General features: G+C 68.7%; 21 protein-coding genes and 3 pseudogenes. 5 read left to right on the top strand and 19 right to left on the bottom strand.

Going from position 1 to position 24702, the window contains the following annotated elements; all coding sequences use genetic code 11:
• Positions 1-222: 222 nt before the first annotated feature.
• The 3 genes from ACLZN2_RS14415 to ACLZN2_RS14405 are packed head-to-tail and all read right to left on the bottom strand — an operon-like array spanning position 223 to position 3442.
• On the bottom strand, positions 223-1914 hold the full coding sequence (locus ACLZN2_RS14415) for a CotH kinase family protein (protein ID WP_416978841.1): 1692 nt from the start codon (positions 1912-1914) through the stop codon (positions 223-225).
• Positions 1914-2591, bottom strand: coding sequence for a DUF4956 domain-containing protein (locus ACLZN2_RS14410; protein WP_416978840.1), 678 nt, complete (start codon positions 2589-2591; stop codon positions 1914-1916). The genes ACLZN2_RS14415 and ACLZN2_RS14410 overlap by 1 nt, the downstream gene beginning before the upstream one ends.
• Entirely contained in the window at positions 2588-3442 is an 855-nt protein-coding gene (locus ACLZN2_RS14405; protein ID WP_416978839.1) for a polyphosphate polymerase domain-containing protein, read from the bottom strand. Before ACLZN2_RS14405 ends, ACLZN2_RS14410 begins: the two co-directional genes overlap by 4 nt.
• Positions 3443-4319: 877 nt before the next feature.
• On the opposite strand from ACLZN2_RS14405, the gene ACLZN2_RS14400 reads away from it, so the two are divergent.
• The gene (locus ACLZN2_RS14400) at positions 4320-6245 is read left to right on the top strand and encodes an alpha-L-fucosidase (RefSeq protein ID WP_416978838.1); all 1926 of its coding nucleotides are present in this window, start codon (positions 4320-4322) and stop codon (positions 6243-6245) included.
• 232 nt (positions 6246-6477) lie between these two features.
• Here ACLZN2_RS14400 and ACLZN2_RS14395 read toward each other — a convergent pair whose 3' ends face one another.
• The 7 genes from ACLZN2_RS14395 to ACLZN2_RS14365 all read right to left on the bottom strand — a co-directional run bounded on the left by ACLZN2_RS14395 (position 6478) and on the right by ACLZN2_RS14365 (position 13386).
• Complete coding sequence (locus tag ACLZN2_RS14395) at positions 6478-7530, bottom strand: aldo/keto reductase (RefSeq protein ID WP_416978837.1); 1053 nt, start codon at positions 7528-7530, stop codon at positions 6478-6480.
• A gap of 10 nt (positions 7531-7540) precedes the next feature.
• The gene (locus tag ACLZN2_RS14390; protein ID WP_403833962.1) at positions 7541-8287 is read right to left on the bottom strand and encodes an SDR family NAD(P)-dependent oxidoreductase; all 747 of its coding nucleotides are present in this window, start codon (positions 8285-8287) and stop codon (positions 7541-7543) included.
• A gap of 108 nt (positions 8288-8395) precedes the next feature.
• Entirely contained in the window at positions 8396-9247 is an 852-nt protein-coding gene (locus ACLZN2_RS14385) for a fumarylacetoacetate hydrolase family protein (RefSeq protein ID WP_403833960.1), read from the bottom strand.
• 144 nt (positions 9248-9391) lie between these two features.
• Entirely contained in the window at positions 9392-10078 is a 687-nt protein-coding gene (locus tag ACLZN2_RS14380; RefSeq protein WP_416978836.1) for a GntR family transcriptional regulator, read from the bottom strand.
• Between the two features lie 112 nt (positions 10079-10190).
• Positions 10191-11123 carry a carbohydrate ABC transporter permease gene (locus ACLZN2_RS14375; protein ID WP_416979001.1) on the bottom strand — a complete coding sequence of 311 codons (933 nt, stop codon included), beginning with the start codon at positions 11121-11123 and terminating at the stop codon, positions 10191-10193.
• A gap of 15 nt (positions 11124-11138) precedes the next feature.
• Positions 11139-12059 carry a carbohydrate ABC transporter permease gene (locus tag ACLZN2_RS14370; protein WP_416978835.1) on the bottom strand — a complete coding sequence of 307 codons (921 nt, stop codon included), beginning with the start codon at positions 12057-12059 and terminating at the stop codon, positions 11139-11141.
• A 4-nt stretch (positions 12060-12063) separates the two neighbouring features.
• Positions 12064-13386 (bottom strand): ABC transporter substrate-binding protein, encoded by a 1323-nt coding sequence (locus ACLZN2_RS14365; protein ID WP_416978834.1) that lies wholly within the window; start codon positions 13384-13386, stop codon positions 12064-12066.
• A gap of 212 nt (positions 13387-13598) precedes the next feature.
• Here ACLZN2_RS14365 and ACLZN2_RS14360 point away from each other — a divergent pair, with 212 nt between their 5' ends.
• Together ACLZN2_RS14360 and ACLZN2_RS14355 are read left to right on the top strand one after the other, a co-directional pair.
• Positions 13599-14675, top strand: coding sequence for an enolase C-terminal domain-like protein (locus ACLZN2_RS14360; protein ID WP_416978833.1), 1077 nt, complete (start codon positions 13599-13601; stop codon positions 14673-14675).
• A 563-nt stretch (positions 14676-15238) separates the two neighbouring features.
• Positions 15239-15361: a hypothetical protein gene (locus ACLZN2_RS14355; protein ID WP_416978832.1), complete on the top strand. Its 123-nt coding sequence runs from the start codon at positions 15239-15241 to the stop codon at positions 15359-15361.
• 42 nt (positions 15362-15403) lie between these two features.
• Here ACLZN2_RS14355 and ACLZN2_RS14350 read toward each other — a convergent pair.
• Positions 15404-15949: pseudogene (locus ACLZN2_RS14350) on the bottom strand (transposase); the annotation flags it as partial.
• Between the two features lie 45 nt (positions 15950-15994).
• Here ACLZN2_RS14350 and ACLZN2_RS14345 point away from each other — a divergent pair.
• Positions 15995-16240: pseudogene (locus ACLZN2_RS14345) on the top strand (IS5/IS1182 family transposase); the annotation flags it as partial.
• A 99-nt stretch (positions 16241-16339) separates the two neighbouring features.
• Here ACLZN2_RS14345 and ACLZN2_RS14340 read toward each other — a convergent pair.
• The 3 genes from ACLZN2_RS14340 to ACLZN2_RS14330 form a co-directional block, all read right to left on the bottom strand.
• The gene (locus ACLZN2_RS14340) at positions 16340-16546 is read right to left on the bottom strand and encodes a hypothetical protein (protein ID WP_416978831.1); all 207 of its coding nucleotides are present in this window, start codon (positions 16544-16546) and stop codon (positions 16340-16342) included.
• A 3-nt stretch (positions 16547-16549) separates the two neighbouring features.
• Positions 16550-17362 (bottom strand): hypothetical protein, encoded by an 813-nt coding sequence (locus ACLZN2_RS14335; protein WP_403833938.1) that lies wholly within the window; start codon positions 17360-17362, stop codon positions 16550-16552.
• A gap of 186 nt (positions 17363-17548) precedes the next feature.
• Positions 17549-17917 carry a hypothetical protein gene (locus ACLZN2_RS14330; protein WP_416979007.1) on the bottom strand — a complete coding sequence of 123 codons (369 nt, stop codon included), beginning with the start codon at positions 17915-17917 and terminating at the stop codon, positions 17549-17551.
• Here ACLZN2_RS14330 and ACLZN2_RS14325 point away from each other — a divergent pair.
• Positions 17813-18702, top strand: a pseudogene (locus ACLZN2_RS14325) (endonuclease NucS domain-containing protein). The gene ACLZN2_RS14330 and the pseudogene ACLZN2_RS14325 overlap by 105 nt on opposite strands.
• 218 nt (positions 18703-18920) lie before the next feature.
• Here the strand turns inward: ACLZN2_RS14325 and ACLZN2_RS14320 are convergent.
• The 5 genes from ACLZN2_RS14320 to ACLZN2_RS14300 all read right to left on the bottom strand — a co-directional run bounded on the left by ACLZN2_RS14320 (position 18921) and on the right by ACLZN2_RS14300 (position 24630).
• Entirely contained in the window at positions 18921-20309 is a 1389-nt protein-coding gene (locus tag ACLZN2_RS14320; protein WP_403833925.1) for a DUF317 domain-containing protein, read from the bottom strand.
• 64 nt (positions 20310-20373) lie between these two features.
• Positions 20374-21501 carry a DnaB-like helicase N-terminal domain-containing protein gene (locus ACLZN2_RS14315; protein ID WP_416978830.1) on the bottom strand — a complete coding sequence of 376 codons (1128 nt, stop codon included), beginning with the start codon at positions 21499-21501 and terminating at the stop codon, positions 20374-20376.
• Positions 21501-22769: a DNA cytosine methyltransferase gene (locus tag ACLZN2_RS14310; protein ID WP_416979000.1), complete on the bottom strand. Its 1269-nt coding sequence runs from the start codon at positions 22767-22769 to the stop codon at positions 21501-21503. The genes ACLZN2_RS14315 and ACLZN2_RS14310 overlap by 1 nt, the downstream gene beginning before the upstream one ends.
• Complete coding sequence (locus ACLZN2_RS14305) at positions 22769-23641, bottom strand: hypothetical protein (RefSeq protein ID WP_416978829.1); 873 nt, start codon at positions 23639-23641, stop codon at positions 22769-22771. Before ACLZN2_RS14305 ends, ACLZN2_RS14310 begins: the two co-directional genes overlap by 1 nt.
• A gap of 23 nt (positions 23642-23664) precedes the next feature.
• Positions 23665-24630 (bottom strand): alpha/beta fold hydrolase, encoded by a 966-nt coding sequence (locus ACLZN2_RS14300; protein WP_416978828.1) that lies wholly within the window; start codon positions 24628-24630, stop codon positions 23665-23667.
• Between the last annotated feature and the right edge of the window lie 72 nt (positions 24631-24702).

Below are 24702 nucleotides of genomic sequence, written 5' to 3'. Positions count from 1 at the left end.
CGACTCACCTCGGACATGTGGGCAGACCGGGCCCGAGGGCCTGGTCTGGGACGGAGGCGCGATGCTATCCACGGTTTCTGTGCGGGGCATGAGCGAGGGGCCCTCGCTCCCTGAACGCCCGATGAGATCGCGTCAGGTGCAAGGACCCCGGAGGTCCCGAAGGTGACGTGGGCCGGCGTCCCGGGCGGGAATGACAGACGGGAAGCCCGGGACGCCGGTGTCTCAGCCGGTCACCTGCGTGTCCTTGGCGAGCGCCTCGGTCCGCTGGGTGACGGTCTGTTCGAGGGTCGATGCCGCGGTGCCGAGGTCTTCGCTGTCGGCTCCGGCGGCGCGGGCCTCCTCGGAGATGGTCTGCAGCGCGTCCGCGGCGGTTCCCGATCCGTAGAGCTTCTGGTAGAGCGACCGGTAGGCGTTCTTGTAGACATCGTCCAAGGAGTCGGACTCCAGGAACCGTTCCTTCAGGATGTGTCCCGAAGAGAATCCGCCTCCGCCGGCGCGGTCCTGGCCTTCCCCGCCCCCGTTCTGGCCGCCGCCTGCGGCTGCGCCGGGCATTCCCTGGGGAGCACCGGAGGGCATGCCCTGGGGCGCTCCGCCCGCCGCGCCGTCCTGTCCGGCCTCCGGTGCCGTGCCGTTCCCCGCGGAGGCGCCCTGCTCGCCGTTGCCTCCTCTGCCTCCTCCGATGCTGAAGGTTTCGTCCGGCCCTGCTGTGGCGTCTCCGCTGAAGGTGAGATTGTAGTCCCAGCCGAGGACGGAGAACTTTTTGGTGTCCAGGTCGTACCACAGCAGGTAGTTCTTGCCAGGGCCGGCCATGTCGTCGCCGTTCATCAGGAGGTTCTGCATGGCGACGTAGTTGGCCAACGACTCGACGTCGACGTACGCGTCGAGATCCCGCGCGAACTCCTCGTCGGAGGCGCTGTTGACCCACTTGACGAGCCGCATGACCGGTTCGAGGTCCTGGCTGCCCTTCTTGTTCAGCTGCTTGAACGACGACTCGTAGTCGGTCGGGTCATCGCCGGTGTAGGCGAAGCTGCCTCCGGCCTTCGCCTTGTAGAGCACTCCGTTGCCCAGGTCCTCGGCGTAGTCCGTGTCGGGGCTCTCCACCATCAGGCGGGTGACGGCCGGCCGGTTGTTCACCTGCACGGATGTGAAGCCGAACTGCTCGGCCGTCTGGCCGCTCTCCTCGGTCAGCGACAGCGAGAGCGCCTCGTTCAGCGGCACCTGCGCGTCGCTGCCCGGCCTGAGTGAGATCTCCCGCTCACCCTGGTAGGCACGCCCCTCGACATATTCGTCGATCTTGATGAGCCACGGGAGTTCCTCGGGCTTGTCCTCGGACAGGTTGTACGACACCATGCCGCCACCCATGCCGCCGCCGTCCGCGTTCCGGGCGCCGTCCTGACCGCCCGTTCCGTTCGTCGCTTCCCCCGATGCACCAGCGTCGGCCTCACCGGCGCCTTGCGGAGCGCCCTGCGCGGCATTCGGCATGGTCCGGCCGCCACCGGCCATGCCCGAAGTGCCACGCAGGGACATCAGTGTGGAGTTCCCCTTCAACCGGATTCCGACGTCCTCCAGATGGACCCCGTCGATGGTGAGGTCGGCCTGTATGTAGTCCTTGGTGCCCTCGTCGCGGAACTCCTCCATCACCTTCTCGAACCTGCTCTGGTCGTAGGTGAGCTGGATCGAGTGGGACACCGTCCGGTCGTAGAGGTCCACCGTGCCCTCGACGTTCTCGGTGATGGGGTCGGACTCCACCTGCGACGCGGAGGTGACGTAGGGAGAGACACGCGCGTCGCCGAGGAAGTACACCATCGACGCGAGCCCGACGCTCAGGGCGGCGGCCGGCCTCCAGTGGTGGCGCAGGCGGACCGGCAGCCGGTCCCGGAGCCGTCGCCCGGGCCTCCTCGGACGGACCGCCATCACAGGTCGGTCGTGTCGTAGCCGGTCAGGACCGTCACGCGCTGCCCGGACGTGCGTGACTGGAGGGCCGAGACCAGGTCGCCCGGCTCGGTGCCCTTCTTCATGCGGACGGTGTAGAACACCTCGGTCAGTGCCCCGCCCCGAATCGTCTCGGTGCTCACCAACTCGAACTCGCTGGTGTACTTGATCAGCACGTCCGTGATGGCGGGGGTGTGGTTCTCCCCGGCCGGGACCTGGACCTTGACGACCTGCCGCTGGACGTTGAGCGCGAACCAGTTGAACTTGAACATGACGATGACGACGGTGCAGATGACCACCGCGCCGACGGCGGCCAGGGTGTAGAAGCGGGCTCCGCAGGCCATGCCGATCGCCATCGCCAGGAAGACGAAGCCCACGTCCCTGGTTTCCTTGATCGCGTTTCGGAAGCGGATCACGGACAACGCGCCGACCAGTGAGAATGCCCGGGCCAGGTTCGATCCGACCACGAGCATGATCAATGCGACGATCATGCCGACGATGACAAGGGTCTGGACGTAGGACTGGCTGTAGGAGACGTTGCGGTGCGTGTAGCGGTAGGCGTATCCGATCGCCGTGCTCAGGATGAACGACAGCGCCATGGCCGCCACCACGTCGGCCACACTGAACGTGCCGCTGAGTTCCTGTAGTTCGAAGTTCACTGTGCTCCTGCCTTCATCGGCGCGCCCGGCGCCGGCCGCTGGTGTTGCGGCGGTTGTCCTGTGGGGGTGGGGGGCGGGTAGTCCGCCTCGTTGACGTGGAAGACCGACCGGGGTGCCAGGCCGAAGGCCTCGACGGACTGCACGTACTTGGATATCCGGACGAGGTTCAGATTCCGGCGGGCCGCGAGATCCGTGATCCAGTGCGGAGTGCGCTCGTTCACCTTGATCTCCATCACTGACAGGTGCGCAGGGATGGTGAACCGGTTCTCGGGCGTGGGGATGCCGAAGTGGAAGTCCCGGTCCCGGCCACGGACGCGCCGGTCGAAGGTCACGCGCAGCCCGGTGTCCGCGTCGCGTCCCACCAGGGCTTCACGCTGGTAGCCGGTGATCGCGGTGGGTTGGAGGTTCAGCCGCACGATCAGCTCCAGCACCTCCTGGATGAACGCGCTCTCCCCCGGGGAGTGCTTCACCATCTCCTTGCCGTCGCACAGTCGGCGGGCGACCTGATAGGGGAGGGTGATGCGACGCTTTTGCGTGACCCGGTTGACCCGCTGCTTGATCTCCACGCACACCGGTGACTCGTCGGTCACGCCGTCGAGGTCGCCGTAGTGGCGGATGCGCAGCTTGCGGCGGAACTTCAGCCCCTCGATCTTCTCCCAGTAGAAGCGCAGCTGCGGGGTGTCGTAGTACAGGCTCCACACTCCGTAGCCGCCGACCGGACTGTGCAGGTCACGGTCCATCCGCTCGGCCAGTTCGTCCCGGATCTCGGCCGCCTGTTCGACCGGTACGAGATATTTCAGTTCGAACCGGTTGAACGCGTGCAGCCGACTGGCCACGTGCAGCGGAGCCATTGCCTCGTGTTGGCCGGTGTTGCTCTCGCCTTCGTCCGCCCGAGCCCCACGGGCCCGTGCGTGCCTGGGCGCGGCTGCTTTCGACCGGAACACCATGTGTCTCCTTGCTCTCCGTGCGGACCAGCCAGCGACGCATACGCAACCAGCGGCTCCTGAAGGGCCGATGAGAATGACGGGTGTATTTCAGGAGTCTTTTGGATGGCCCTGAGGTGAACGACCGGGGGTCCCCGCTCGGGAGTCCGGCCGAGCTCGCGTTGGTCTCCGCCGTACCGTGCTGGTCGAGGAGACCACCGCCCACCCGCCTGGAGAAGGTCACCGGACCGGCGGACAAGCCCCGGCTGGTCCTGCAGTCGCGCAAACGCCACGTCGCAGGCCCCACCGCCGAGACCCTGACCAAGGCTGCGGCCGCCGCGCTCATCAGGAACTTGCCGCCGACCTCCTGGCCGGCGAGAACCGCCTCCAGACCCTGGGCGGCCCTCATCTGCCGCGAATCCCTTCATGGCTCCAGACATGGGATGCTTCAGGGAAGAGAAATGGAATAAAAGGGATGTTATGGGTCTGGTGTTGAAGTTGAAGCGCTTTTCATCCCAGCAAGATGGTTGACACAGTCCGGTTACATGCAAGAAATTCATGCCTGACATCCGGCGACGCCCGCCCGTGGCCGAGGTGGCATACCGCGTCGGCTCGAAGTCGTCGACACCGCGGTGCTGCCAGCCGTTCGCAGGGCGGCTCCCCACACTTCGTGGATCGGGAGGGTTCACCCCACGGCATCACCGCACTCCGGCGGGCCCATCCCTGTCCACCCCATGAACCGAAGCTTCCGAGGCGCGACCCTCGGTGCCGGACACCGCGCACTTCTGAAACCAGGAGCCAGAACATGCCGTCAGGAAGCCCGTCCCGCCGTTCCGTCCTGACCGTCGGCGGCGTCACCGCCGCCGCGGCGGCGCTGCCCACGCTCTCCGCCTCCCCGGCCGCAGCCGCCGACAAGCCCGGGACCGCGCTGAGAAGACTGGTGGACATGCGGTTCGGCATGTTCAACCACTTCAACATGGGGACGTTCACCGACGAGGAGTGGGCCGCGCCCAACCAGAACCCCGCCCTCTTCGCCCCGTCCCAGGTGGACTGCGCGCAGTGGGCCGAAGCAGCCAAGGCAGCGCGGATGAGCTACGGCGTGCTCACCACGAAGCATCACGACGGCTTCTGCCTCTGGCCGACGAAGTACAACGACTACAACGTCGCCAACAGCGGCTACCGACGGGACATCGTCGAGCAGTATGTGAAGGCCTTCCGGGCGGAGGGGCTCCGTGTCGGCCTGTACTTCTCGATCTGGGACCGGTCGTACAACGTCCAGGGGTACGACACCCGGCACGGGGTGGGGGCGGACCAGACCATCGTGCCCGGTGACCTCACGTACATGCTCAACCAGATCACCGAACTGCTGACCGACTACGGCACCATCGACATGTTCGTCACCGACGGCTACGGCTGGCAGATGGGACAGCAGGCCGTCTCGTACCAGCGGATCCGCGAGCACGTGAAGTCCCTCCAGCCGGACATCGTCATGATCGACCACGGCGGACTGTCGGTTCCGTTCCTCGGCGACGCCATCTACTTCGAGGAGCCCCTGGGCATCACGGCGCCGGAGGGGAACACAAACGCCGCCCTGCAGGGGCAGACGATCAGCGACGGATGGTTCTGGCACCCCTCGACGCCGACCACCGACCCCATCAGCAAGGCGTCGATCCTGTCCCATCTGGTCGACCTGGAGCCCAAGTACACCTCGTTCATCCTCAACTGCCCGCCCAACCGCGACGGCAGACTCGACGACAACATCGTGAAGAGACTGGCCGAAGTGGGATCCGCCTGGCGGCCCGACAAGTCCCGCCCGCCGCTGCCCGCGCAACTTCCGCGCGCCGAGCACCCGGTGACACCGGTCAGTGCCTACGCCACCGGTTTCCATGACGGCGAGGGCCCGATGAACGCGATCGACGGGCTCAGCGACAGGAACTTCGAGACCTGCTGGTCGACGTGGAGCCTGGACCTGCCGCACTCGATCACCATCGACCTCGGCGGGGTGTGGAGCAACGTGTCCACGCTCGAGTACCTGCCCAAGCAGTGGGGCCGCAACAACACGAGCGACGGCGACATCATCTCGTACAAGGTATCCACCAGTACCGACGGCACCCGCTTCACGGCAGTGGGGGGCGGTATCTGGGGCGGCAGCCGGGCCCTGAAGGTCGTGGAATGGAGTCCGCGCAACGTGGGGTACGTGCGGATCGAGGCCGTGGAGGGCACGGGCGGCTACGCCAATATGGGCGGGGTGCGGATCGGCGGCAGGAGGAAGAAGCCCACCCTGGTGTCGCGTGTGCTGCCGGGCAACTCGACCGTGTACCAGCTGGTGAACCGCGCCAGTGGCAAGGTGGCCGACGTGCTCGCCGACGGCACCGCCAACGGTACCGAAGTGCGCCAGCAGCCCTGGCGGAACCAGGCGAACCAGAAGTGGACCTTCGTCTCCACCGGCGACGGCTACTACACCATCCGGGGGGTGAGCAGCGGCAAGGTCCTGGAGGTGGGCGGACTCTCGCGGGTGAACGGCGGCAAGGCAGGCATCTGGTCGGACGACAGTGTGCCGCAGCAGCACTGGGCGGTGACGCCGACCGGCGACGGCTACTTCTTCCTCACCAACAGGCTCTCCGGGCTCGCCCTCAACGTCGACAACGGATCGACGGCGGACGGTGCGGCCGTCAACCAGTGGACCTACACCCGGGCAGAGCGGCAACAGTGGCGGATCGTGTCCGTGTGACCGATTCCGTCCCCGTCCGTGTCACGTGTCACGTGTCACGTGTCACGTCCGGGTCAGGTTTCCGCACATGCGGCTCGGGTGTGTCCGGTGGGGCGCGAACGAAGTGGATCCCGGAGCCTGCGGGGACGACATCCCCGCACCGCTCGTCAGGTCGTCCGGCTTCTCTCGGCGGTCCGGCAACTGCTGTGCCTCGGCGAGGTCCCGCCGAGGCGCTTGGGTGCCTAGCCACCCTCTACGGGCTCCCCGAGGCTTCCCTCGGGGAGCCCGACGCACATCCGTCAGCCTCGCCCGGCACGGGTACGCCGGCTTCCAGCAGCCCGGCTGTGCGCAGCTCGTGCCACAGGGCGTCGGGCACAGGCCGACGGAACTGCTCGACGGCATCCAGGACCTGCTCCCCGCTGCGCAGTCCGATCAGCACCGCGGCGACAGCCGGGTGCCCGAGGGGGAAACGCGCGGCGGCTGCCCTCAGCGGTACTCCGTGCCGCTCGCAGAGCTCCTGGAGCCGCAGTGCGTGCCGCAGCAGTCCGTCCGGCACGGGCGCGTAGTCGTAGGTGATGCCGGGCGACGGGGACGCCAGCAGGCCGGAGTTGAAGACGCCCCCGACGACGACCGAGGTGCCGCGCCGGTGGGCCTCTGGCAGCAGGTCCGCGAGGCCGCTCTGGTCGATCAGGGAGTACCGGCCCGCCAGTAGCACGACGTCGATGTCGGTCTCGCGGACGAAGTGGGTGGGGACGGCGGTCTGGTTCATGCCGATGCCGATGGCCTTCACCAGTCCCTCGGTGCGCAGGCGCTCCAGCGCCGGGTACGCCTCGGTGAGGGCCTGCTCGGTGTGCTGGTCGGGGTCGTGCAGGTAGACGGTGTCCACGTGATCCAGGCCCAGTCGTTCCAGGCTGGCCTCGAGGCTGCGCCGTACGCCCTCGGCACTGAAGTCCCACACCCGTCGGTGGGTCGCGGGTACGGCGAAGCCGTTGGCGAGGTCGTCGCCGACCGCGTCGGCCAGGGGTTCCAGGACGCGGCCGACCTTGGTGGAGACGGTGTACTCCTGGCGGGGCCGGTCGCGGAGTGCGGCACCGAGGCGGCGCTCCGAGAGCCCGAGCCCGTAGTGGGGGGCGGTGTCGAAGGAGCGGATGCCCGACTCCCAGGCCGCGGCAAGGGCTTCGTCGGCCTCCTGGTTGGTCACCGGGGTGAACAGGTTGCCGATTCCGGCGGCGCCGAAGGACAGTTCGCCGACCCAGGTGTCGCTGTGGCCGATCCGTCTGCGCCTGATCTGTCTCGTCTGTGTCATGACAGATCCTTCAGTTTCCGGCCGACCGCAGCCGCAGACCCGCCATGCCGCCGTCGACGGCCAGCGCGACCCCGGTGATGGAGGCGGCGGCGGGGCTTGCCAGGTAGGCGATGGACGCGGCGACCTCACGAGCGGAGACCAGGCGTCCGGTGGGCTGACGGGCGTTCAGGGCGGCACGCTCCGCCGCCGGGTCGGCCGCCGAGTCGAGGAGGCGGCCGACCCACGGGGTGTCGACGGTGCCCGGATTGACGCAGTTGACCCGGATGTCCTCCCGGACGTGGTCAGCGGCCATCGCCAGGGTGAGCGACAGCACCGCGCCCTTGCTCGCGGAGTACAGGGCGCGCTGCGGAAGGCCGGCGGTGGCCACGATGGAGCAGGTGTTGACGATGGCCGCGTGCCGCGACCGGCGCAGATGGGGGAGGGCGGCACGGGTCGTGCGGACGACGCCCAGCACGTTGACGTCCAGGACCCGCTGCCACTGCTCGTCCGGGTTGCCCTCCACGGTTCCGGTTGCGCCGATGCCCGCGTTGTTGACGAGGATGTCGATCCCGCCCATGGCTGCGGCCGCGGCTTCCACCGCCGTACGCACCGACACGTCGTCGCTCACGTCGGCCCGGAACCCATGGACGGCGTCGCCAGGTTCGAGGTCCAGCACGGCGACCATCGCGCCGCGTCCGCTGAGTTCCTCGACCGTGGCGCGTCCGATGCCGGAGGCTCCGCCGGTGACGATCGCCCGCAGTCCGTCGAAGTCGCTCATGCGCGAACCCCCTTGTCTGCGGCGGTGACGGTGCCTGGCGCTCTGTACGCGATGGGACGGCCGGGTCCGTTGGGAATGCTGGTCGGCGCGGTCATGGAGTCCTCCCTCTCACGCCCGGGCGAAGGTCTGGCGCTGGGTGCCCAGGCCGTCCACGCTCAGTTCGACGACGTCGCCGGGACGCAGGAACGGTGTGCCGGGCAGGCCGAGGGCGACGCCTGCGGGGGTGCCGGTGTTGATCACGTCGCCGGGCTCCAAGACCATGTACTGACTCAGGTACCAGACGATGTACGCCACGTCGAAGATCATGTTCTTGGTGTTGCCGTCCTGGTGCTGCTCCCCGTTGACGGACAGCCGTAGGCCCAGCGCCTGAGGGTCGGTGATCTCGTCGGCGGTGACCAGCCAGGGGCCGAGCGGGTTGAAGGTCTCGCACGACTTGCCCAGGTCCCACTGACCCGAGTACTCCAGCTGGAACTCACGCTCGGAGACATCGTGGCTGATCGCGTACCCGGCGATGACGTCCGCAGATTCCCGAGGAGAGTCCAGATAGCGGGCGGGCCGACCGATCACGACCGCCAGCTCCACCTCCCAGTCCGTCTTGACTGAATTCCGAGGGATGAGGACCTGGTCGTAGGGGCCGACCACGGTGGACGGGGCCTTCATGAACACCACCGGGCGAGGAGGGATCGGCGCGCCGGTCTCCTCGGCGTGGTCGCGGTAGTTCAGCCCGATACAGATGATCTTGCCGGGCCGGGCGATCGGTGCGCCGGTACGCAGCCCGGTGATGTCGATCTCCGGCAGCACGCCGGCGGCCAGGGCCTCTCGTACCCGGGCCGTCCCGTCCGCGGCGAGGAAGGTCGCGTCGATGTCGTCCGTCAGGGACGTCAGAGCGTATGCCCGGCCGTCCGGTCCCGCGACGGCGGGTGTCTCCTGGCCGGGCGGGCCGACGCGCAGGAACTTCACAGGGTACCTCCAGGGCGTCCGGGGACTGCCTCGGGACGGGATGGGGATGAGGGGGGCGGACTCGGTCCGGGTGGGAGGGGAAGGCGAGGCCGGGCTCGCCTTCCGGGCCGACGGCCGTACGGCTCACCGCAGGCGCGCTGATGGTCAGCGGACGGTGGCGGAGCGGATCCGTTCCAGCGCCGCCTGGAGGTGGGCGGTCATCGCGGCTTCGGCCGCGTCGGCGTCGCCCCGTGCGATCGCCTCGGCGATGGCGCGGTGTTCCTGCCAGGCCAGTTCGGTGGCGCCAGCCTGGTGGTAGGCGTGGAACTGGCGCAGCTTGGGGGCGAGCCGGCCCAGCACGTCCCCGAGGACTACGTTCCCGGAGGCGTCGGCGACCAGGCCGTGGAAGGTGAGGTCCTGGTCCTGCACGCCGGCGTACTCGTGGTAGGACAGCGCGTCGGGGGGTGAGGGAGGTGCGCCGCACATCGCGTCGAGCCGGTCGAGCTGTTCGGCGGTTGCGTGCGTGGCTGCCTGCCCGGCCGCCCAGGGTTCCAGACGGAGCCGTACGGCGTAGAGGCTCTGCAGCGTGCCGTGGTCCAGCAGGTCGCCCACCACGTAGCCCTGACGCGGCCGCTTGGCCACCAGGCCCTCGGCCTCCAGCAGGGAGAGCGCCTCGCGCACCGGTGTCGGGGAGACCCCGAACCGCTGCGCGAGGTCGGAGACGAGCAGCCTGTCGCCCGGCAGGAGTTCCCGCTCCAGCAGGAGTCGGCGCAGCGCGTCACGGACCTCGTCCGCGACTCGGGGCCTGCGTGTGATCTGCTCGGTGTCTCGCTGGTTGACCGGCTGTGTCATGGACTCTTCGCTCTTCTGGATCCGCGGCGCACCGGTGTGCGGCGCGACCGTTCGCGACCACAATAGATTCCGGATTTGGGATTTCCAAGGGGTGCCTGTCCGGCTCGGGCGGTCATTCCTTGGAGGCACCCGCGAGCATGCCGGAGACCAAGGAGCGCTGCGAGAAGAGGAACACCAGCAGCACGGGGAGGATCGTCAGGAGGGCGGCGAGGGCGAGTTCGGGGCGGCCCATGCCGCTCGCGGCCGCCGGATAGACGATCTGGGAGGAGGCCAGCAGATTGCTCAGGCCCACCTGGGCCGGGTACTGCGAGCTGGACGGCAGCATCACGAACGGCAGGAAGAAGTTGTTCCAGCTGCCGACGAAGCTGAAGAAGCCGACCAGCGCGATCACCGGCCGGGCCAGCGGCAGCGCGATCCGGGTGAACACCTGCCACTCGCCGCAGCCGTCCAGGCGGGCCGCCGCGAGGACGTCCGCCGGGATGGTCGACGAGAAGTAGATGTAGGTGAGGTAGACCCCGAAGGGGAAGAACGAGAGCGGCATGACCACCGACCAGATCGTCCCGGTCAGATGGACGGCGTCGACCTCCAGGTAGATGGGGAGTACGAGGACCGACGCGGGCATGATCATCACGATCAGCGTGATGGTCAGGAGCAGCTTGCGGCCGACGAACTGTGTCAGCGCGAGGGCGTAGCCCGCGGGGACCGAGGTCACCAGGGTCAGGGCGAGCGCGCCGAACGAGTAGACGGTGGAGTTCCTGATCCAGGTGAGGACGGCCCCGTCCTGGTAGCCGTACAGCTTGTGCCAGGTGCGGGCCAGGCCGGCCGGCGACCCCAGCGCGAAAGGGTGGCCGGTGATGATCTGGGCGTCGGACTTGGTGGGGGCCAGCACCAGCCACACGATCGGCACCGCGAAGAACAGCACGAAACCCGCCGAGCAGAGCCACCACAGACCGCGTGCCGCGGCGGAGCGTGCCGTGGTCCGGCGGCGGCCAGCGGGCGTCGTGGCAGGGGCCGTGGCCGTGGTGCGTGCGGGTGGGGAGTCGATGACGGACACGGGGCATCAGTCCCTCTCGAACAGGCCGCCGCGGAAGACCACGGCCGCCGCGGCGATCACACCGATGAGCAGCAGGTCCACCGACAGGGCGGCGGCGCCGTTGAAGTCGTTGGCCTGGAAGGCGTACTGGAGGCTGAGCTGGTTCAGCGACCAGGAGTCGGAGACCATCCGCTGACTCGCCGTGGTGACCAGCTGCGGCTCCACGAACAGCTGGGTGCCGCCCGCGAAGGCGAGGATGACCATGTAGGTGATCCATTTCCGCAGCATCGGCAGCTGGATCCGCAGCACGGTCTGCAGCACACCGGCGCCGTCCATGCGGGCGGCTTCCAGGAGCTCGGCCGGGATGTTGTTGAGCGCCCCGTACATGACGATGATCCAGCCGCCGGCGCCGGTCCAGAAGGCGATGACGGTGAACACGACCGGCAGGTGCTCCGGCAGGATGACCGTGGGCAGGGAGTCCTGGCCCATGGCCCGCAGGAGGAAACCGGCGGGGCTGACGGCCGGGTCGAGCATGATCAGCCACAGCACCACACTGGCCGCGCCCGCCAGGGCCCCGGGGATGTAGTAGACGAACCGCAGCACCTTGCCGGTACGCGGCATCCGGCCGTGCAGCATCAGGGCCGCGGCCAGGACCAGGACGGTCAGCGAGACCAGCCAGATGGTGACGTACAGCAGCACGTTGCCCAGGGCGGCGGCGAAGCGGTAGTCGGCGAAGGTGCGGGTGAAGTTGCCGAGGCCGACGAGCTGGTGACGGCTGTTCGACAGCGCCAGCCAGATCGCGTACGCGGCCGGCAGGATCCCGAAGGCGATCAGCAGGACGGTGTAGCCGCTGACGAAGAGGTAGCCGGCCCGGCTGGAGAGTCCCGAGCGGGGGCCGGGCGCCCGCCCGCCGCGGGTGCGGCGGGCGGGGTCGGTTGCCAGTCGCATGGTGTCACTTCACCTTGTATCCGAGCGACGCGGCCTTGTCGTTGATCGCCTTCTGCAGATCGGGCAGCAGCGAGGTGATCGTGGCGCCCTGGGTCACCTTCGGCAGGACGGTCGACTTGTACAGCTCGGTCACGTTGAACTCGGTGGTGTCGGTCCAGCCGGGCCAGATCTGGGCGGAGGCCTGCTTGAAGGCGGGGGCCACGTCACCGGCGAAGTACGAGGTGTTCTTCGGGTTCACCAGCCAGGCCTCGGCGGCCTGCTCGTACGCCGGAAGACTCGGGTTGACCACCTGGACGGAGTTGTCGGTGGTCAGCCACTTCACCAGGCCGGCGGCGCCCTTGAGGTTCTTGCTGTGGGAGGAGACGAGCCACACGCCGCCGCCGTAGTCGCCGGTGTAGGTCCGGTCGTCGTCGGACCACTTCAGCGGAGCCGCCGCGGCCATCCGATCGGCGGGGACCTTCAGCGGGCCGGCGAACAGGTACTGGCCGTACCAGGTCGGGCCGGGCATCATCAGCACCTTGTCCGCCTTCGTCTTGGCGAACGAGGCGTCCCAGGGGCTCTCCGCCGTGAGGGAACCGGACGTCAACAGTTTGTCGAGCATCTTGGTCATGCGGGTGCACTTCGGGTCCGAGAGATCGACGTGGATCTCCTTGGGACCGGTGAGCCCCTCGGCCGGGCAGCGGCTGGGCCAGAGGTAGGTGTTCGGGGCGACGTCGACGGAGCCGACCAGGTAGCCCGGGTGCTCCTCGGCGACCTTCTCGCCCAGCTTCTGGTAGTCCTCCCAGGTCGTGGGCACCTGGTACCCCCACTTGGTCATCAGCTTCTTGTCGTACCAGAGCAGGGTCGGGGCCACGTCGTTGCGCAGGCAGTGGACGGTGCCCTTGGAGGTACAGGGGTCGAGTGCGCCCTTGGAAAAACCGGAGATGGTCGCCTCGGGCAGCAGGCCCTTGTTGAGCGGGGCGGCGTAGGGGTGCGCGCCGGTGCTCGTCCAGGAGGCCGTGGTCAGCGAGGTCGAGAAGACGACGTCCGGCCAGCCGCTGCCGGAGCGGTCGAACAGCTGGATCTTGGTGCGCAGGTCGGTGTCCTGGCCGCTGTAGGTGACGAGGTCGATCTTCACGTCGGGGTGCGCCTTGCGGAAGGCCTCCACGGCCGGCTGGCGGGTGGAGTCGGCCCAGACGGTCAGGGTGCTGCCGGGCTCCTGCTTGACGGGCTTGAACGCGGCCGCCTGGGGGGCGGACTGATCCGGGGGCGTGGCGTCGCCGCAGGCGGCGGCGGAGAGGGCGAGCGCGGCGACGAGCACGGCGGCGCGGAGCGGGGTTCTTCTCACGGGTGACCTCGCAGGGAGGGAAGGGACGGTCGGCTCGGGTGGGGGAGGGTGCGTCCGCTCGTGGGGCGATGTCCGGCCCGGTGAGCGGTGGGTCTGGGGGGATTGACGCAAGGGAAGCACGACACCTACCGTCCGACAAGAGATTTGAGATCTGAGATTTCAAATTGAGTTCTGAGGGCAACCGCCGCTCACCCGCCGAAAGGACCCGTACCGTGCGTATCACCAGCGTCGATGTCCATCTCGCAGACCCGAAGGACATCGGACCCCAGTTCAAGTGGCGAGACGGACTGCCCGGCTCGGAGCGCGTCAACACCACCGGTTACCTCGTGATCGGCACCGACGAGGGCATCAGCGGGATCGCACCGGCCGCCCGCGGCGTGATCCTCGCCGACATCGTCGAGCGACGGCTGCGCGAGGAACTCCTCGGCGCCGATGCCCTGATGCGCGAGTTCCTCTGGCACCGGGTGTGGGAGCTCGACCGTGTCGAGGAGATGCCGATCTACGTCCTCGGGGCCGTCGACATCGCCCTGTGGGACATCGCGGCCCAGGCCGCCGGACTGCCCCTGTACCGGCTGCTGGGCGGCTTCCGCCACGCTGTCCCCGCCTACGCCTCCACCGTCACCTTCGACAGCATCGAGCAGTACCTGCACGTCGCCGACCAGTGCCTCGACCTCGGCTACCCGGCCATCAAGTTGCACGCCTGGGGCGACGCCCGGCGCGACGCCCGGCTGGTGACGGCCCTGCGCGAGCACGTCGGCGACGACATCCCGCTGATGTACGACGGCTCGGCCGGCTTCGACCTCGCCGACGCCGTCTACCTCGGCCGGGCCCTCGACGACGCCGGGTACCTCTGGTACGAGGAGCCGATGCGCGAGTTCAACGTCACCGCGCACAAATGGCTCGGCGAGCGGGTGCGTACCCCGCTGCTGGTCGGCGAGTGCTCGGACGGCGCGCACATGAACACCGCCGACTTCATCGCCTCGGGCTGCGCCACCATGGTCCGCACCAGCTGGCACCTGCGCGGCGGCATCACGGGCGCCCTGCGCACGGCCCACCTCGCCGAGGCCTTCCACCTGCGGGCCGAGGTCCACAGCCCGGGCCCGATCAGCGCCCATATCGGCGTGGCCATCCCGAACAACACGTACTACGAGTCGCTGATCGACACCGACCCCGTCCGGCGGGAACCCGCGGTCGGTGCCGACGGCATGGTCCGCCCGCCGCAGGTCGCCGGCATCGGCTATGACGAGAAGGTGTTGCAGACGTGCGGCCTGCCCGCGCGTGGCCAGTAGCGCCGGATCGGGGCGCGGTCCGAGGGGCTGGGGATCGCGGGTGCCGTCGGGCGGGCGGCTCGGAGTAGGCCAGGTCCGGTTCACATAACGGCCAGGGGAACACGGTGACCGGGGGAAGGTCCGCCGGGCCCGGGATGGGCCGAGGCGGTCCTGGTCGACCTGCGGCCGGTCTACAAGGGGGCGGTACCTGCCGACCGCAGGGGCTCCGCGAAGAGAGGCGGCAACCGCGGCGGCCGCCTCAGTCGAAGGCAGGGTGCCGAGCGGATCAAGGCGGCCATGTCGCTCCCGGAGGATGATCGCGCCTGGCTACATGATCGGCGAGGCGGAACTCCTCAAGCGGTGGGAGCGGCGGCCCGCCGGCCTTCCCGAGTGCGTGGTACACGGCGACGCGTGGGTCGGCAACGTCGCGCGCACGCCAGAGGGACCAGTACTCCTCGACTTCCCCCACCACCTCCGAGCAGCTGATCGAGGTCAGGCGGCGTCTGGAGATCCTGACCGCGGAACTGCTCAAGCACGGCCAGCGCCGGGGCGAGGTCCGTGCGGGCCCGGTCGAGCACATCAGCTTGCCGACCACCGCCGCGGTGCTCGGCTTCGGCATCCTGGCCATGGGTGGCACGGTTCCCGCAGACCAGATCGAGCGGTGTCTCGAAGACACGGTCGGGCTTATTCGCGGCTGCGCGCCGTGAGTCGTTTAGAGGTCGTTTTCTCCTGTTGTTTCATCCCGGAATCTACCGTTTGTCCTGCGGTGTCGAGTCGCGCCAGGAGATGGTGTTTTCGCTGGTGAGGCGGCGGGTCATGAGGTCGGTCATGGCGATATGGATCATGGCTTCCGAGTGGGCGGCGAGGGTTTCGTAGTCGCGGGCCAGGCGGCGGTGGAGCATGAGCCAGCCGTAGGTCCTCTCGACCGTCCAGCGTTTCGGAATGGGGGTGAATCCCCTGGTCCCGGGCGTGCGTTGAGTGATTTGCATGTCGATGCTGAGAGTGGCCGCGTGTTCGACGAGGTGCTGGCGGTATCCGCCGTCGAACCACACCTTGCGGACGCGGGGATGCTCGGCGGCGACATGGTCGAGGAGTTGGGTGCCAGCGACGGAGTTCTGCACGCTCGCAGCGGTGACCAGCACGGCAAGCGGGAGGCCGATGGTGTCGGTGACGATGCTCCGCTTCCTGCCCACGATCTTTTTGCCTGCGTCGATGCCCTGGCCGGCGGCGGGGACGCTGGTGGAGGTCTTGACGCTCTGGGCGTCGATCACACAGGCCGACGGTTCGGCATCCCGTGGTCCGGCGGGCGGCCGATATCCAGTCCGCGGCCGCGGCGTTTGTACGCCGCGACCCTCGGCATCGACATGTACATCGTCCGCCGCGACCCCACCAGCAGGGGTTTCACCGCCCTACCCCGCAGGTGGGCCGCCGAGAGAACGCCGGGCTGGCTGATGGACCACGGCCGCCTGGCCCGCGACTACGAGGCCAAGCCGCATCGCTCCGAAGTCATGGTCCACCTCGCAATGATCAACCTCATGACCCGCCGCCTCACAGCCGAATCCACCCCGAGCTGGCGCGGCACCTAGATCCCCAACGAATCAGGGCATATAGAGACTAAACAGCGGAACGAAACGCCCTCTCACAGGGGCTGCCGCACCGTGGTGCATCCCATGTGCCGGGGAGGACTAGGGTGCCGCGCGGCGGCGGTGCGGCGCTGTGTCGGGCGCACGCAGGATCAGACGATGCGCGTTGCGGCGCTCGGTGACGCCGTGCCACCAGCCGTCGTGGACTGCCGATGTGCTGTCCCGGGTGCCGATGACGCGGAAGCCGGCCGGAGTGCTGGTGCAGGGCAGAGACTGGGCGTGTTCCAGGGAAGATCCTGGACGCGGCATGATTTAGCGGTGGCAGGTAGCCCGCTCTTTGAAGAGGGTGAAGCCGCGCTGCAACATCGCGACGGCGCGGTCGGTGGCCCGGTGGAGAAGCACCGGCGAGCTGGTCAGCTGCGTCAGGTTGACGCGTCCCTCGGTCGCCACGATGTTGCGATCGAGGAAGCTGAGGGTCCCGTAGGTGTCGCCGTGCGCGAGCGAGCTGCAACCACTCCAGATGACCTCGGCCTGATCGGCCCCCATCGAGGTCAAGGCTCCCGCCTCGCGCACGATGTCCTTGTAGCTCGGCGACCTCAGTGCCTTCTTCGCCTCTTCCTGGGGCGTGCCCGCGGCCACAATTAGGGCCGTCAGCTGCCCCATCCGCTCATCCGTGCTGCGCCGCGGCTGCTGCTGCAGGACTTCGAGTAGATGGTCCGAGTGCCGGTACTCGCTGGCCTGCAGGGAGAGCCGACGCTGCACACGTACGAGGCGCTTGGGCGGTGCGAGCGTCCATACCGCCCGGGCGCTGTTCTCGAATGCCCCCCTCAACAGGGAGTACTGCCCGTGTGTGTACAGCGTGATGGGGACCTCACTGCCCTTCTGCTCCCCCACCAGGGTCGAGCGATAACAGTGCAGATGGTCGACGGCGACGCTGAGGGCGTTCCAGGCGTTGTGCGATACCTGGTAGGGGTTCGTCTTGGCGTCGTCGCCTGCGAGGGCGCTGCCCGGCTGCACCTGCCACCCTTTGGAGTCGGACCGGATGAGGTCCTCATAGGGCCGGGCGCCGTCCAGCAGCGCCAGGATCCGCCTGAGGTATTGATCTTCACCGGTCGTGGTTGTCACGGCCTGAGCGTAGGAGTGAAGGTTGCGGTCGTGCGCGGCATTTAGGTAGGTCGCCGCATTAACGAGTCGGGAACGCAGGAGGCAGGTCCCGTTCGGAAGAAGCTGTCCCGGCACTCCGGGTGCGTCAAGTCGGCACGACGGCCGGAGCCACTTCGGGGTCGAGGGCGCGGGGAGAGGTTGACGACGTCACTGGTCTCGCGCAAACGCCGGGATTTTCGTGCGGGTGGAGGGCGAGGCGACCTTGATGTAGCCGTTGTCGTCCAGGTCGCGTTGGCTATCGAACAGCTCCGCCCACGTGGGATTTGGCGACCCCTGGGGTTGTCGGGAAGCTCTCTGCCCGTCGGTGGCCCGGACGTAGCTGCTCACAGCATCTTCACTCGCTCGTAGGTCCTCGCGGAAACAAACCTGTCTCTCCATGACGTTCTCGATCTTCGAGTCGAGGAGGGGAAGGTGTCGGGTCTGAAGCTGTTCCGAACGACGAACAGCGGCGTGACAGAGGTCGTGTCGCATCTTGCTGAGGCCGAGGCGGATGTGCAGGACCTCGTCGAGGCGCACATGGAGACGATGCTAGGGGTGCGGTTCCTGCGCGTGAGTACATCATCGACTGTGCCAGCGGCGGACGGATCGACTCGCTGGGGCTTGACGAGAACGGTGCGCCGGTGATCGTGGAGTACAAGCGAGGCACTGACGCGGGGGTGATTAACCAGGGTCTCTATTACATGGCATGGCTGATGGCCCACAAGGACGTCTTCCGGAACATGGTCCGCGACCGGCTCGGGGCCTCGGCCGCGGCCCAGGTCCTGTGGAGCGCACCCCGGCTGATCTGCGTCGCCGGCGACTTCACCCGCTACGACTTCCACGCGGTACGCGAACACCGACGCAGCATCGACCTGGTCCGCTACCGGTTCTTCGGCCAGGAACTCCTTGGACTTGAGACCGTAGCTTCTGTCACCGGGAGGGCGCCGACTGAGAAGCGGGCGCGACGGGGCGCGGCAGGGCTGCCGCCGGTCCGTGGGCAGGCCGGAGCATTGGCGGAGCTGGCGGAGGCGGTCGAGGACATGCTGCTCGGCCTCGGGGACGGCATCAGTCGGGTGCAGCGCAAGCAGTATCGGGCGTATCAGCGCTTGCGGAACTTCGCCTGCGTCTGCCCGCCCCAGAAGACCAAGCTTCTTGTCTACCTCAAGTCTGATCCGAACGAGGTCGACCTCGTGCCGGGCTTTACCCGGGATGTGACAGGACTGGGCCACCACGGCACGGGCGACCTGGAGGTGCAGTTGCGGTCCGAGCGGGACGTAGAGCGGGCTGTGGACCTGTTCCGCGCCAGTTATGCGGCGGCGTAACCGTTCGTTGCGTCCGTGACGTGAGAGCGGGTGCGGACTGGACCGTTGTGGATGTTGTGGTGGTCGCGCCTTCCGACGTACGGGCAGGTAGTGGAGGCGGTCCTGGAAGCAGGCTGCGCTTATCTGCTGCGAGCCGTTGTCAGCTTTCCGGTGGCGTCGGCGGCGCTTGCGGGGCGTGCCCGGTGGCCTGCGGTGCCGTCCGCAGCTGCCCTGGGCCGTTACCGGCAGGGGGAGGGTCCTTGACCCGAATCGGTTGGATGGTAGAGGGCTCGGCCGCTCGTGTGGCTCGCTGTTGCCGGCCCCATAGCCGGGGGTGTGGTGTGGAGTTGCCTGCCGCGCTCGCGTGGTGAGGCGCGGGTCTGGCGGGTGCCGGTTCGGTGGGCGAGGGCGTCGGCTAGGTCGGCGAGCAGCGAGTTGGGGGTGTAGGGGGATGCCGTCAGGGTCCAGGTGGCGTGGTCGATGCTTGGGCCAGCCCAGATGGTCCAGGTGGAGAGTGTGCTGTTCGGCTGTTGGGCGGCGAAGACGTCGAACTGGATGCCGGCGTCTCCGGATAGATTCGTCCAGCGGATCCAGCGTCCGTCGACGGTGTGCTTCCAGCCAGCGTCGGTGAAAGGCTTCGTGGCGGCGGTGACGGTCTTCTCGTTGACGGGGCTACCGATGGCGGTGTCCCACGCGTCGCCTTCGGCGAGGTGGTGCAGCAGGGTTTGGAGCACGGGGGCGGGGGTGGTGCCGGTCGCGGTGAGGTGCCACATCCTGTCGGAGACGGGCGTCTCGTAGGCGGCCACAGTCCAGGCGGTCTCGCGGGGGTCGGATTCGTGGACGCGTTCGATGCGCAGGGTCTGGGATTCGTGGATCGCGTGGGTGGTGTCGTCGGTCCAGGTGCGCCACTTCCCCCAGTCGCCGTGTGCGGCAAGGAACTGCTCGAGGAGGACATCGTGGTCGCTGGCATCGGCGGTGTAGGCGGGCACGATCTCCGGTTCTGGGGCGGGTGTGTCGAGCGAGGTGCGGGCGCGGGTGGCGGCGCGTTCGATGTCGGTCATGGGCGCGGGGCCGGGCCGCATGGCGTCGCCGTGGAGACGTTCGAAGGAAGTGAGGGCCTTTGCGGGTGAGTCGAAGGTGTCGGCGATCTGCCGCAGGTGGTTCTCGCCGTGGAGGTAGACGTTCTTGCCGCTGTCGCGGTAGGTGCCGACGGCGACCGTGGTGCCGCTGTCGTCGGCGTGGGCGTGGATGATGAGCCGACCGTGGCGGATGTCATCGTGGATCTTCTGGGCTTCGTTCGACACCTCCCGGATCTCCGCCCGGGTACACCAGCGCATCGGGTGGTTGGCCCAGGTCCACTCTTCCTCCATGGCTTCGCGGAGCCGAGGGGTGATCTCGGTGGTGCAGCCGTCTGCGGTCAGGGCCTGTGCGGCCTTCTCGGCCCAGTAGGGCTCGTGGTCGATGCGGGCCAGGACCAGGGTCTCGTCGTGGGGGGCCTCGGAGCCGTGGGCAGTCAGCACAGCGTGGGCTGGCTCTCGTTGGGAGCCGGTGATCGTGGCAGTTACGGCGCTGGTGTGCGTGGGGTGGGTGTCGAGGCGGACATACGCGTCGGCGGAGGGGGACGTCACGAAGGGGTGCTCGCTTCTGCCGGTGGCCGGATCGTTGGAGGCCCGGCCACCGGCGGGTTCGGGATCAGCGGGAGATACGGGCGGGGGGCGCCGTGGTCCGTGGCGGGCCGGCCCGGGGCGGTGCCGTGGTCCTGGTGCGCGTGGTCGTGGGTGCGGGTGAGGTGGCGTGGTGCCAGCGGGCGCGTGCGGCGGACAGTTCGGCGAGCGCGCGGCGGCTGCCGAGGATGAGCTGGTACGGCGTGGTCGCCGGGTCATCGGTGATTGCCTCGATGCGCAGGCCCACGTGACGCGCGGTCGCGAGGACGGAGCGCTGGAGGATCCGCTCGCCCCAGTACTCGGCGGAACCGGCCGGTGCTCCGAGGAGGTCGAGCAGCTCTGCCGGTTCGGCCCCGGATGCGAGGAGACCGCGCTGTTGGGCCTCCCACAGGACGGTGACCGGGTCAACGGGGGCACGGCGCCGGGCCAGAGAGGCCAGGCACTGCCACAGACCGGCGTGCAGAGAGTGGGTGAAGTCGTCGGCGTTCAGCCACCGCATCTGCTCGACATCAGCAGGGTGCGCCGTCGCGGTCGCGAGCAGCAGCCGCTCCTCATCGACCGCTTCCTCATCGTTGTCGGAGTTGGTTGCCGACGGGGGTGCGGGGATGCGGGTCAGGGAGCCGGAGAGTGACGGGAGCCTTGCGGCGATGTCGTCCACGGCGCGGGCGAGGGCGTCGGCTTCGGCGAGGGTGCTGGGCACCGGGTGCGGGAGCGTGACGTCCGTCGCGGTCAGCACGAGGCGCTCGGCGCGGGCGCGCAGGGTACGGCGGGCATGCTCGGTCTCGACCATCCGCGCGTACGCGGACGCATGCCTAGGCCATGGGCAGACCTGGATGAGCGTGTGCAGGTAGGAGGCGGTCAGCCCGGGGGCGGGCTCGCGGGCTGCGGTGAGTACCGCCTTCAGCCAGCTGGTGTCCTGCGTGTGCTGGTTCGGGTCGGGGGCAGGCAGGGCGCGGATTGCGGCGAACAGGGCGCCGTGCGCGGGGTTGGAGAACGAGTCGGGCTCGATCCCGGCGATGTCGGTGAGGCGGTGGGGTTCGAGGAGGAGGGCGCCGAGGAGGGCCTGTTCGGCGTAGTACACGGGCTGCGGCGGATGCGTATCGGGCAGGTCGTCGAGGTCGTCCTCGGGTTGGTCGGGGGCGGGGGTCCGGGGCATCAAGCAGCCAGGGTGAAGTCGTCGGGGTTGAGGGGAACGCGCAGGTGCGGAGCAAGGATGTGGCCGGCGAGCAGCGGGGGCACGGCGTTGCCGATCTGGGAGAACTGCTGGCCCTTGTTGCCCTGCCACGGGTAGTCGGCGGGGAAGGTCTGGAGGATGCCGGCCTCGCGGGCGGTGATCCGGATCGGCTCCGGCGTGGCTTCTGTCTCGTTCTCCGGCGCGGTGCCGACGGGCTCGGCGATCCAGGTGCACTCGTTCGCGCGGTGCCCGAAGAACAGCGTCCCGGCCGGCTCCTCGATCGACCTGACCGTGGCGTTGGCCTGGTTGTTGCTGCGCAGGGACCAGGACCAGCGGTGCGCTTCCGCCGTAAAGGTCGGAGCGGGGGCGTCGGCCAGCCGGTTGTCCCAGACTCTGTGCCGTACGGCCCAGCCTGCTCCTTCCCGGCGGGACTGCAGGACGATCTCGTCGGCGCGGGGTGCCCAGGTGCCCCGGTCGCGGGCGTCGGAGAGGGTCTTTCGTGAGCCGGAGGGGAAGGGTTCGGGGCCGCCTCCTGGTCCGCCGCCGGCGCACACGGTGGGGACGGGCCGGTCGGTGGCGCCCCAGCCGAGGGCCTTGGCCATGGACACCCACCGGGTGCGACCCGGCCCGAACAGCGACTCGGGCTCGGCGACCTGGGCGTGGGTGGGCGAGGGCGGTTCGGCCGTACGAACGCGGGAGGCGAGCAGGATGGCGCGCTTTCGTGTCTGGGGTACGCCGTAGTCGGCGGCGTTGAGGATGCCGGTCCATACGGAGTAGCCCCACCGGCGGAGGGTGGCCGCGTACTGGCGCCAGAGCGGCAGGACGTCGGGGACCTCCTCCATGGCGACCCACTCCGGTTCGCCCACCGTGTTCAGGGCGTGGAGGTAGCGCATGGGCTCGGCGGCCAGGAGGCTGCGCTGATCCTGGCAGGCGGAGAGCAGCTGCGTGCGGGTGTCGCGGCCAGCGGCGAGATCCGCGACAGCCTGGTGCACCAGTGGCTGGTCCACCAGGCCGAGGCGTTTGCCGGCCATGGACCATGCCTGGCAGGGCGGGCTCGCGATGAGTCCGGTGGTCCGTCCGAGGAACGGCCAGACGGGATACAGGGCCACGTCCGTGCGAATCGTCAACTGCCCCGCTGCCGCACGGGTCTTGCAGGCCCACTGGTCCCATTCCAGCCCGATGTCCCGGACGCCGAGGACGTTCAGTGCGTGGCTCCATCCACCCGGTCCCGCAAACAGGTCCAGGGTGATCAAGAGGCCAGTCCGAAGTCGTCCTGCACCGGCTCGACTTCACCGCGGCAGGCCCACGGGGAACAGCCGTCGATGACGCCCTTCTCCAGCTCCTCAAGGTCCGGTCCGGTGGCGGTGAGTTCCTGCTGCATCGCCGCCCATTCGGCGGCGGTGACGTGGTCGATCGGGGCTTCGCTGAGAGGGACGCGGGAGCGGTGGAGAAACGCCTCACCGAGGAGCCTGTTGCCAGTGGCGTTGGCGCGGGCGTTCCCCTTTCGGATGGCCGCATCGAACTCCACCACGTCCTTCCATTCCTCAGGGGAGTTGTCGCGGATGTGCCGCCATTGGGCGTTTCCGTGGAATGGGCACCCGAGGCAGCTCGATTTCGGCGTGTCGGCCAGACCGAGCGAGGTCAGGTAGCGGACGCAGTCGGATCGCGACCACCCCAGGTCGATGAGGGGGTGCCGGTTGCGCATGTACTTCACGTCGGCGTCCTTGGCCCGGTGAAACTCGTCAGTAGATATGCCGACCCACTGCTCGACGAAGACACTCTTTGGGATGCGTGCAGGATATGGGTAGCCGAGTACTTCTCGGACCTTCTTTTTGATCGGTGTTATTTTGTATTCCCCTGTGCACTGGCGCCTGGTCATCCCAGGTCTGCCGTCCTGGTTGAGGACGTAGAGAGGCATGGACGCAAAACGGTGCTCCGGGTCCAGAGCATCCTTGCGAATGTTTCCCGAGGAGACGCGCAGAACGGGTATGCCTGCGGGCTCGGCTATCTCTCGTTCCAGGCGGTCCAGGTGTGCATAGACGGCCCCGGGTTCCCAGCCCGTGTCGGCGAAAATCGCGTAGTCGACCTTCGGGAGAATGCCTTCGACTGACAGGGTGAGCATAGCGCTGGACTGAATCCCTGCACCTAGTGAAATTGCTCGGAAAGCGGGAAGTTCGGAAATGGCCGGTCCTTCGGGAGGCGAGAGTCGGAGTGCGGCCCGGCGGCGAGGTGGGCGATGCGGGCGCTGATGAGTGCGGGGTGGCGGATGGGCAGGGCGTGCGTGGTGCGGGGCAGGATCTCCAGGCGGGCGCCGCACAGGCGGTCGGCCAGCTGTGCGGTGTGGGCGGCGGGGATGTGCTGGTCGTCCGCGCCGGCCATGAGCAGCAGCCGACCGCCGAGCTGCTCCAGCACGGGCAGGTAGCGGGCCCGGTAGCGGCGCAGGGACTGCCAGAGCGCTGCGAGATCGGCTGTGGGGGTGTGGCGTACGCCGTGGCGGCACGGCGGCGGTCTGTCGTGCGGCCCGGTGCCGGGGCGGGGGGTGAGGGTGTAAGGGTTGGTGTCGGGCAGCAGGCGTCGCACCCGGTCCACCGTCTGCGGCGCGTGGGTGCAGGTCAGGGCGAACAGGCTGCGTCCGGCGGCCAGAAGCAGGGCGCGCGGGCTGTGGCCGGGCATAACGCTCGCGCCGTGGGCGGTAGCCGACAGCAGCACCATCCCCCGGATCCGGTGCAGGAGTTGGGCGTGCAGGGCGGCGAATTCCTGGAGGATGAGGGCGCCCAGGGAGTGGCCGGCGAGCACCAGCGGTCCAGTGGGGGCGAGGGCGCGCAGGATGTGGTGCAGGTCGTCGGCGAGCTGCTCGATGGTCAGCGGTGCTTGGCCGCGCGGGGTGCGGCCGTGCGCGCGCTGGTCGTAGCGCAGCACGTTGAAGCCCAGGCTGGTCAGGTGCCGGGTGTGGACGCGCCACAGGTCGGCGGTGACCGACGCGCCGTGCACCAGCACGATCGTCGCGCCGTCGGACCGCGGGCGGGCTGAGGTGTCGCGGTAGACGGACAGCGCGGTGCCGTCAGCGGCGGGGACCGACAACACCTCGGTGGCATAAGGCAGATTGAGCACAGAGGGACTCCGGAGAGGGGGATCAGTTGAGGGCCGTCGCCGTGCCCCGCCTACTTGGCGCTGGTGGTGGAA

Source organism: Streptomyces sp. T028, assembly GCF_048159505.1.
Taxonomy (GTDB): domain Bacteria; phylum Actinomycetota; class Actinomycetes; order Streptomycetales; family Streptomycetaceae; genus Streptomyces.
The sequence above is the reverse complement of the archived record's forward strand: the minus strand, read 5'-3'. Positions and strand labels throughout refer to the sequence as shown.

Bases quoted from the DNA above. Each gene is read 5' to 3' on its own strand.
- ACLZN2_RS14400 (WP_416978838.1), top strand. From the start codon at position 4,320: ATGCCGTCAGGAAGCCCGTCCCGCCGTTCCGTCCTGACCGTCGGCGGC.
- ACLZN2_RS14395 (WP_416978837.1), bottom strand. From the start codon at position 7,530: ATGACACAGACGAGACAGATCAGGCGCAGACGGATCGGCCACAGCGAC.
- ACLZN2_RS14340 (WP_416978831.1), bottom strand. From the start codon at position 16,546: ATGCCGCGTCCAGGATCTTCCCTGGAACACGCCCAGTCTCTGCCCTGC.
- ACLZN2_RS14405 (WP_416978839.1), bottom strand. From the start codon at position 3,442: ATGGCTCCGCTGCACGTGGCCAGTCGGCTGCACGCGTTCAACCGGTTC.
- ACLZN2_RS14370 (WP_416978835.1), bottom strand. From the start codon at position 12,059: ATGCGACTGGCAACCGACCCCGCCCGCCGCACCCGCGGCGGGCGGGCG.
- ACLZN2_RS14415 (WP_416978841.1), bottom strand. From the start codon at position 1,914: ATGGCGGTCCGTCCGAGGAGGCCCGGGCGACGGCTCCGGGACCGGCTG.
- ACLZN2_RS14305 (WP_416978829.1), bottom strand. From the start codon at position 23,641: ATGCTCACCCTGTCAGTCGAAGGCATTCTCCCGAAGGTCGACTACGCG.
- ACLZN2_RS14390 (WP_403833962.1), bottom strand. From the start codon at position 8,287: ATGAGCGACTTCGACGGACTGCGGGCGATCGTCACCGGCGGAGCCTCC.
- ACLZN2_RS14315 (WP_416978830.1), bottom strand. From the start codon at position 21,501: ATGCCCCGGACCCCCGCCCCCGACCAACCCGAGGACGACCTCGACGAC.
- ACLZN2_RS14380 (WP_416978836.1), bottom strand. From the start codon at position 10,078: ATGACACAGCCGGTCAACCAGCGAGACACCGAGCAGATCACACGCAGG.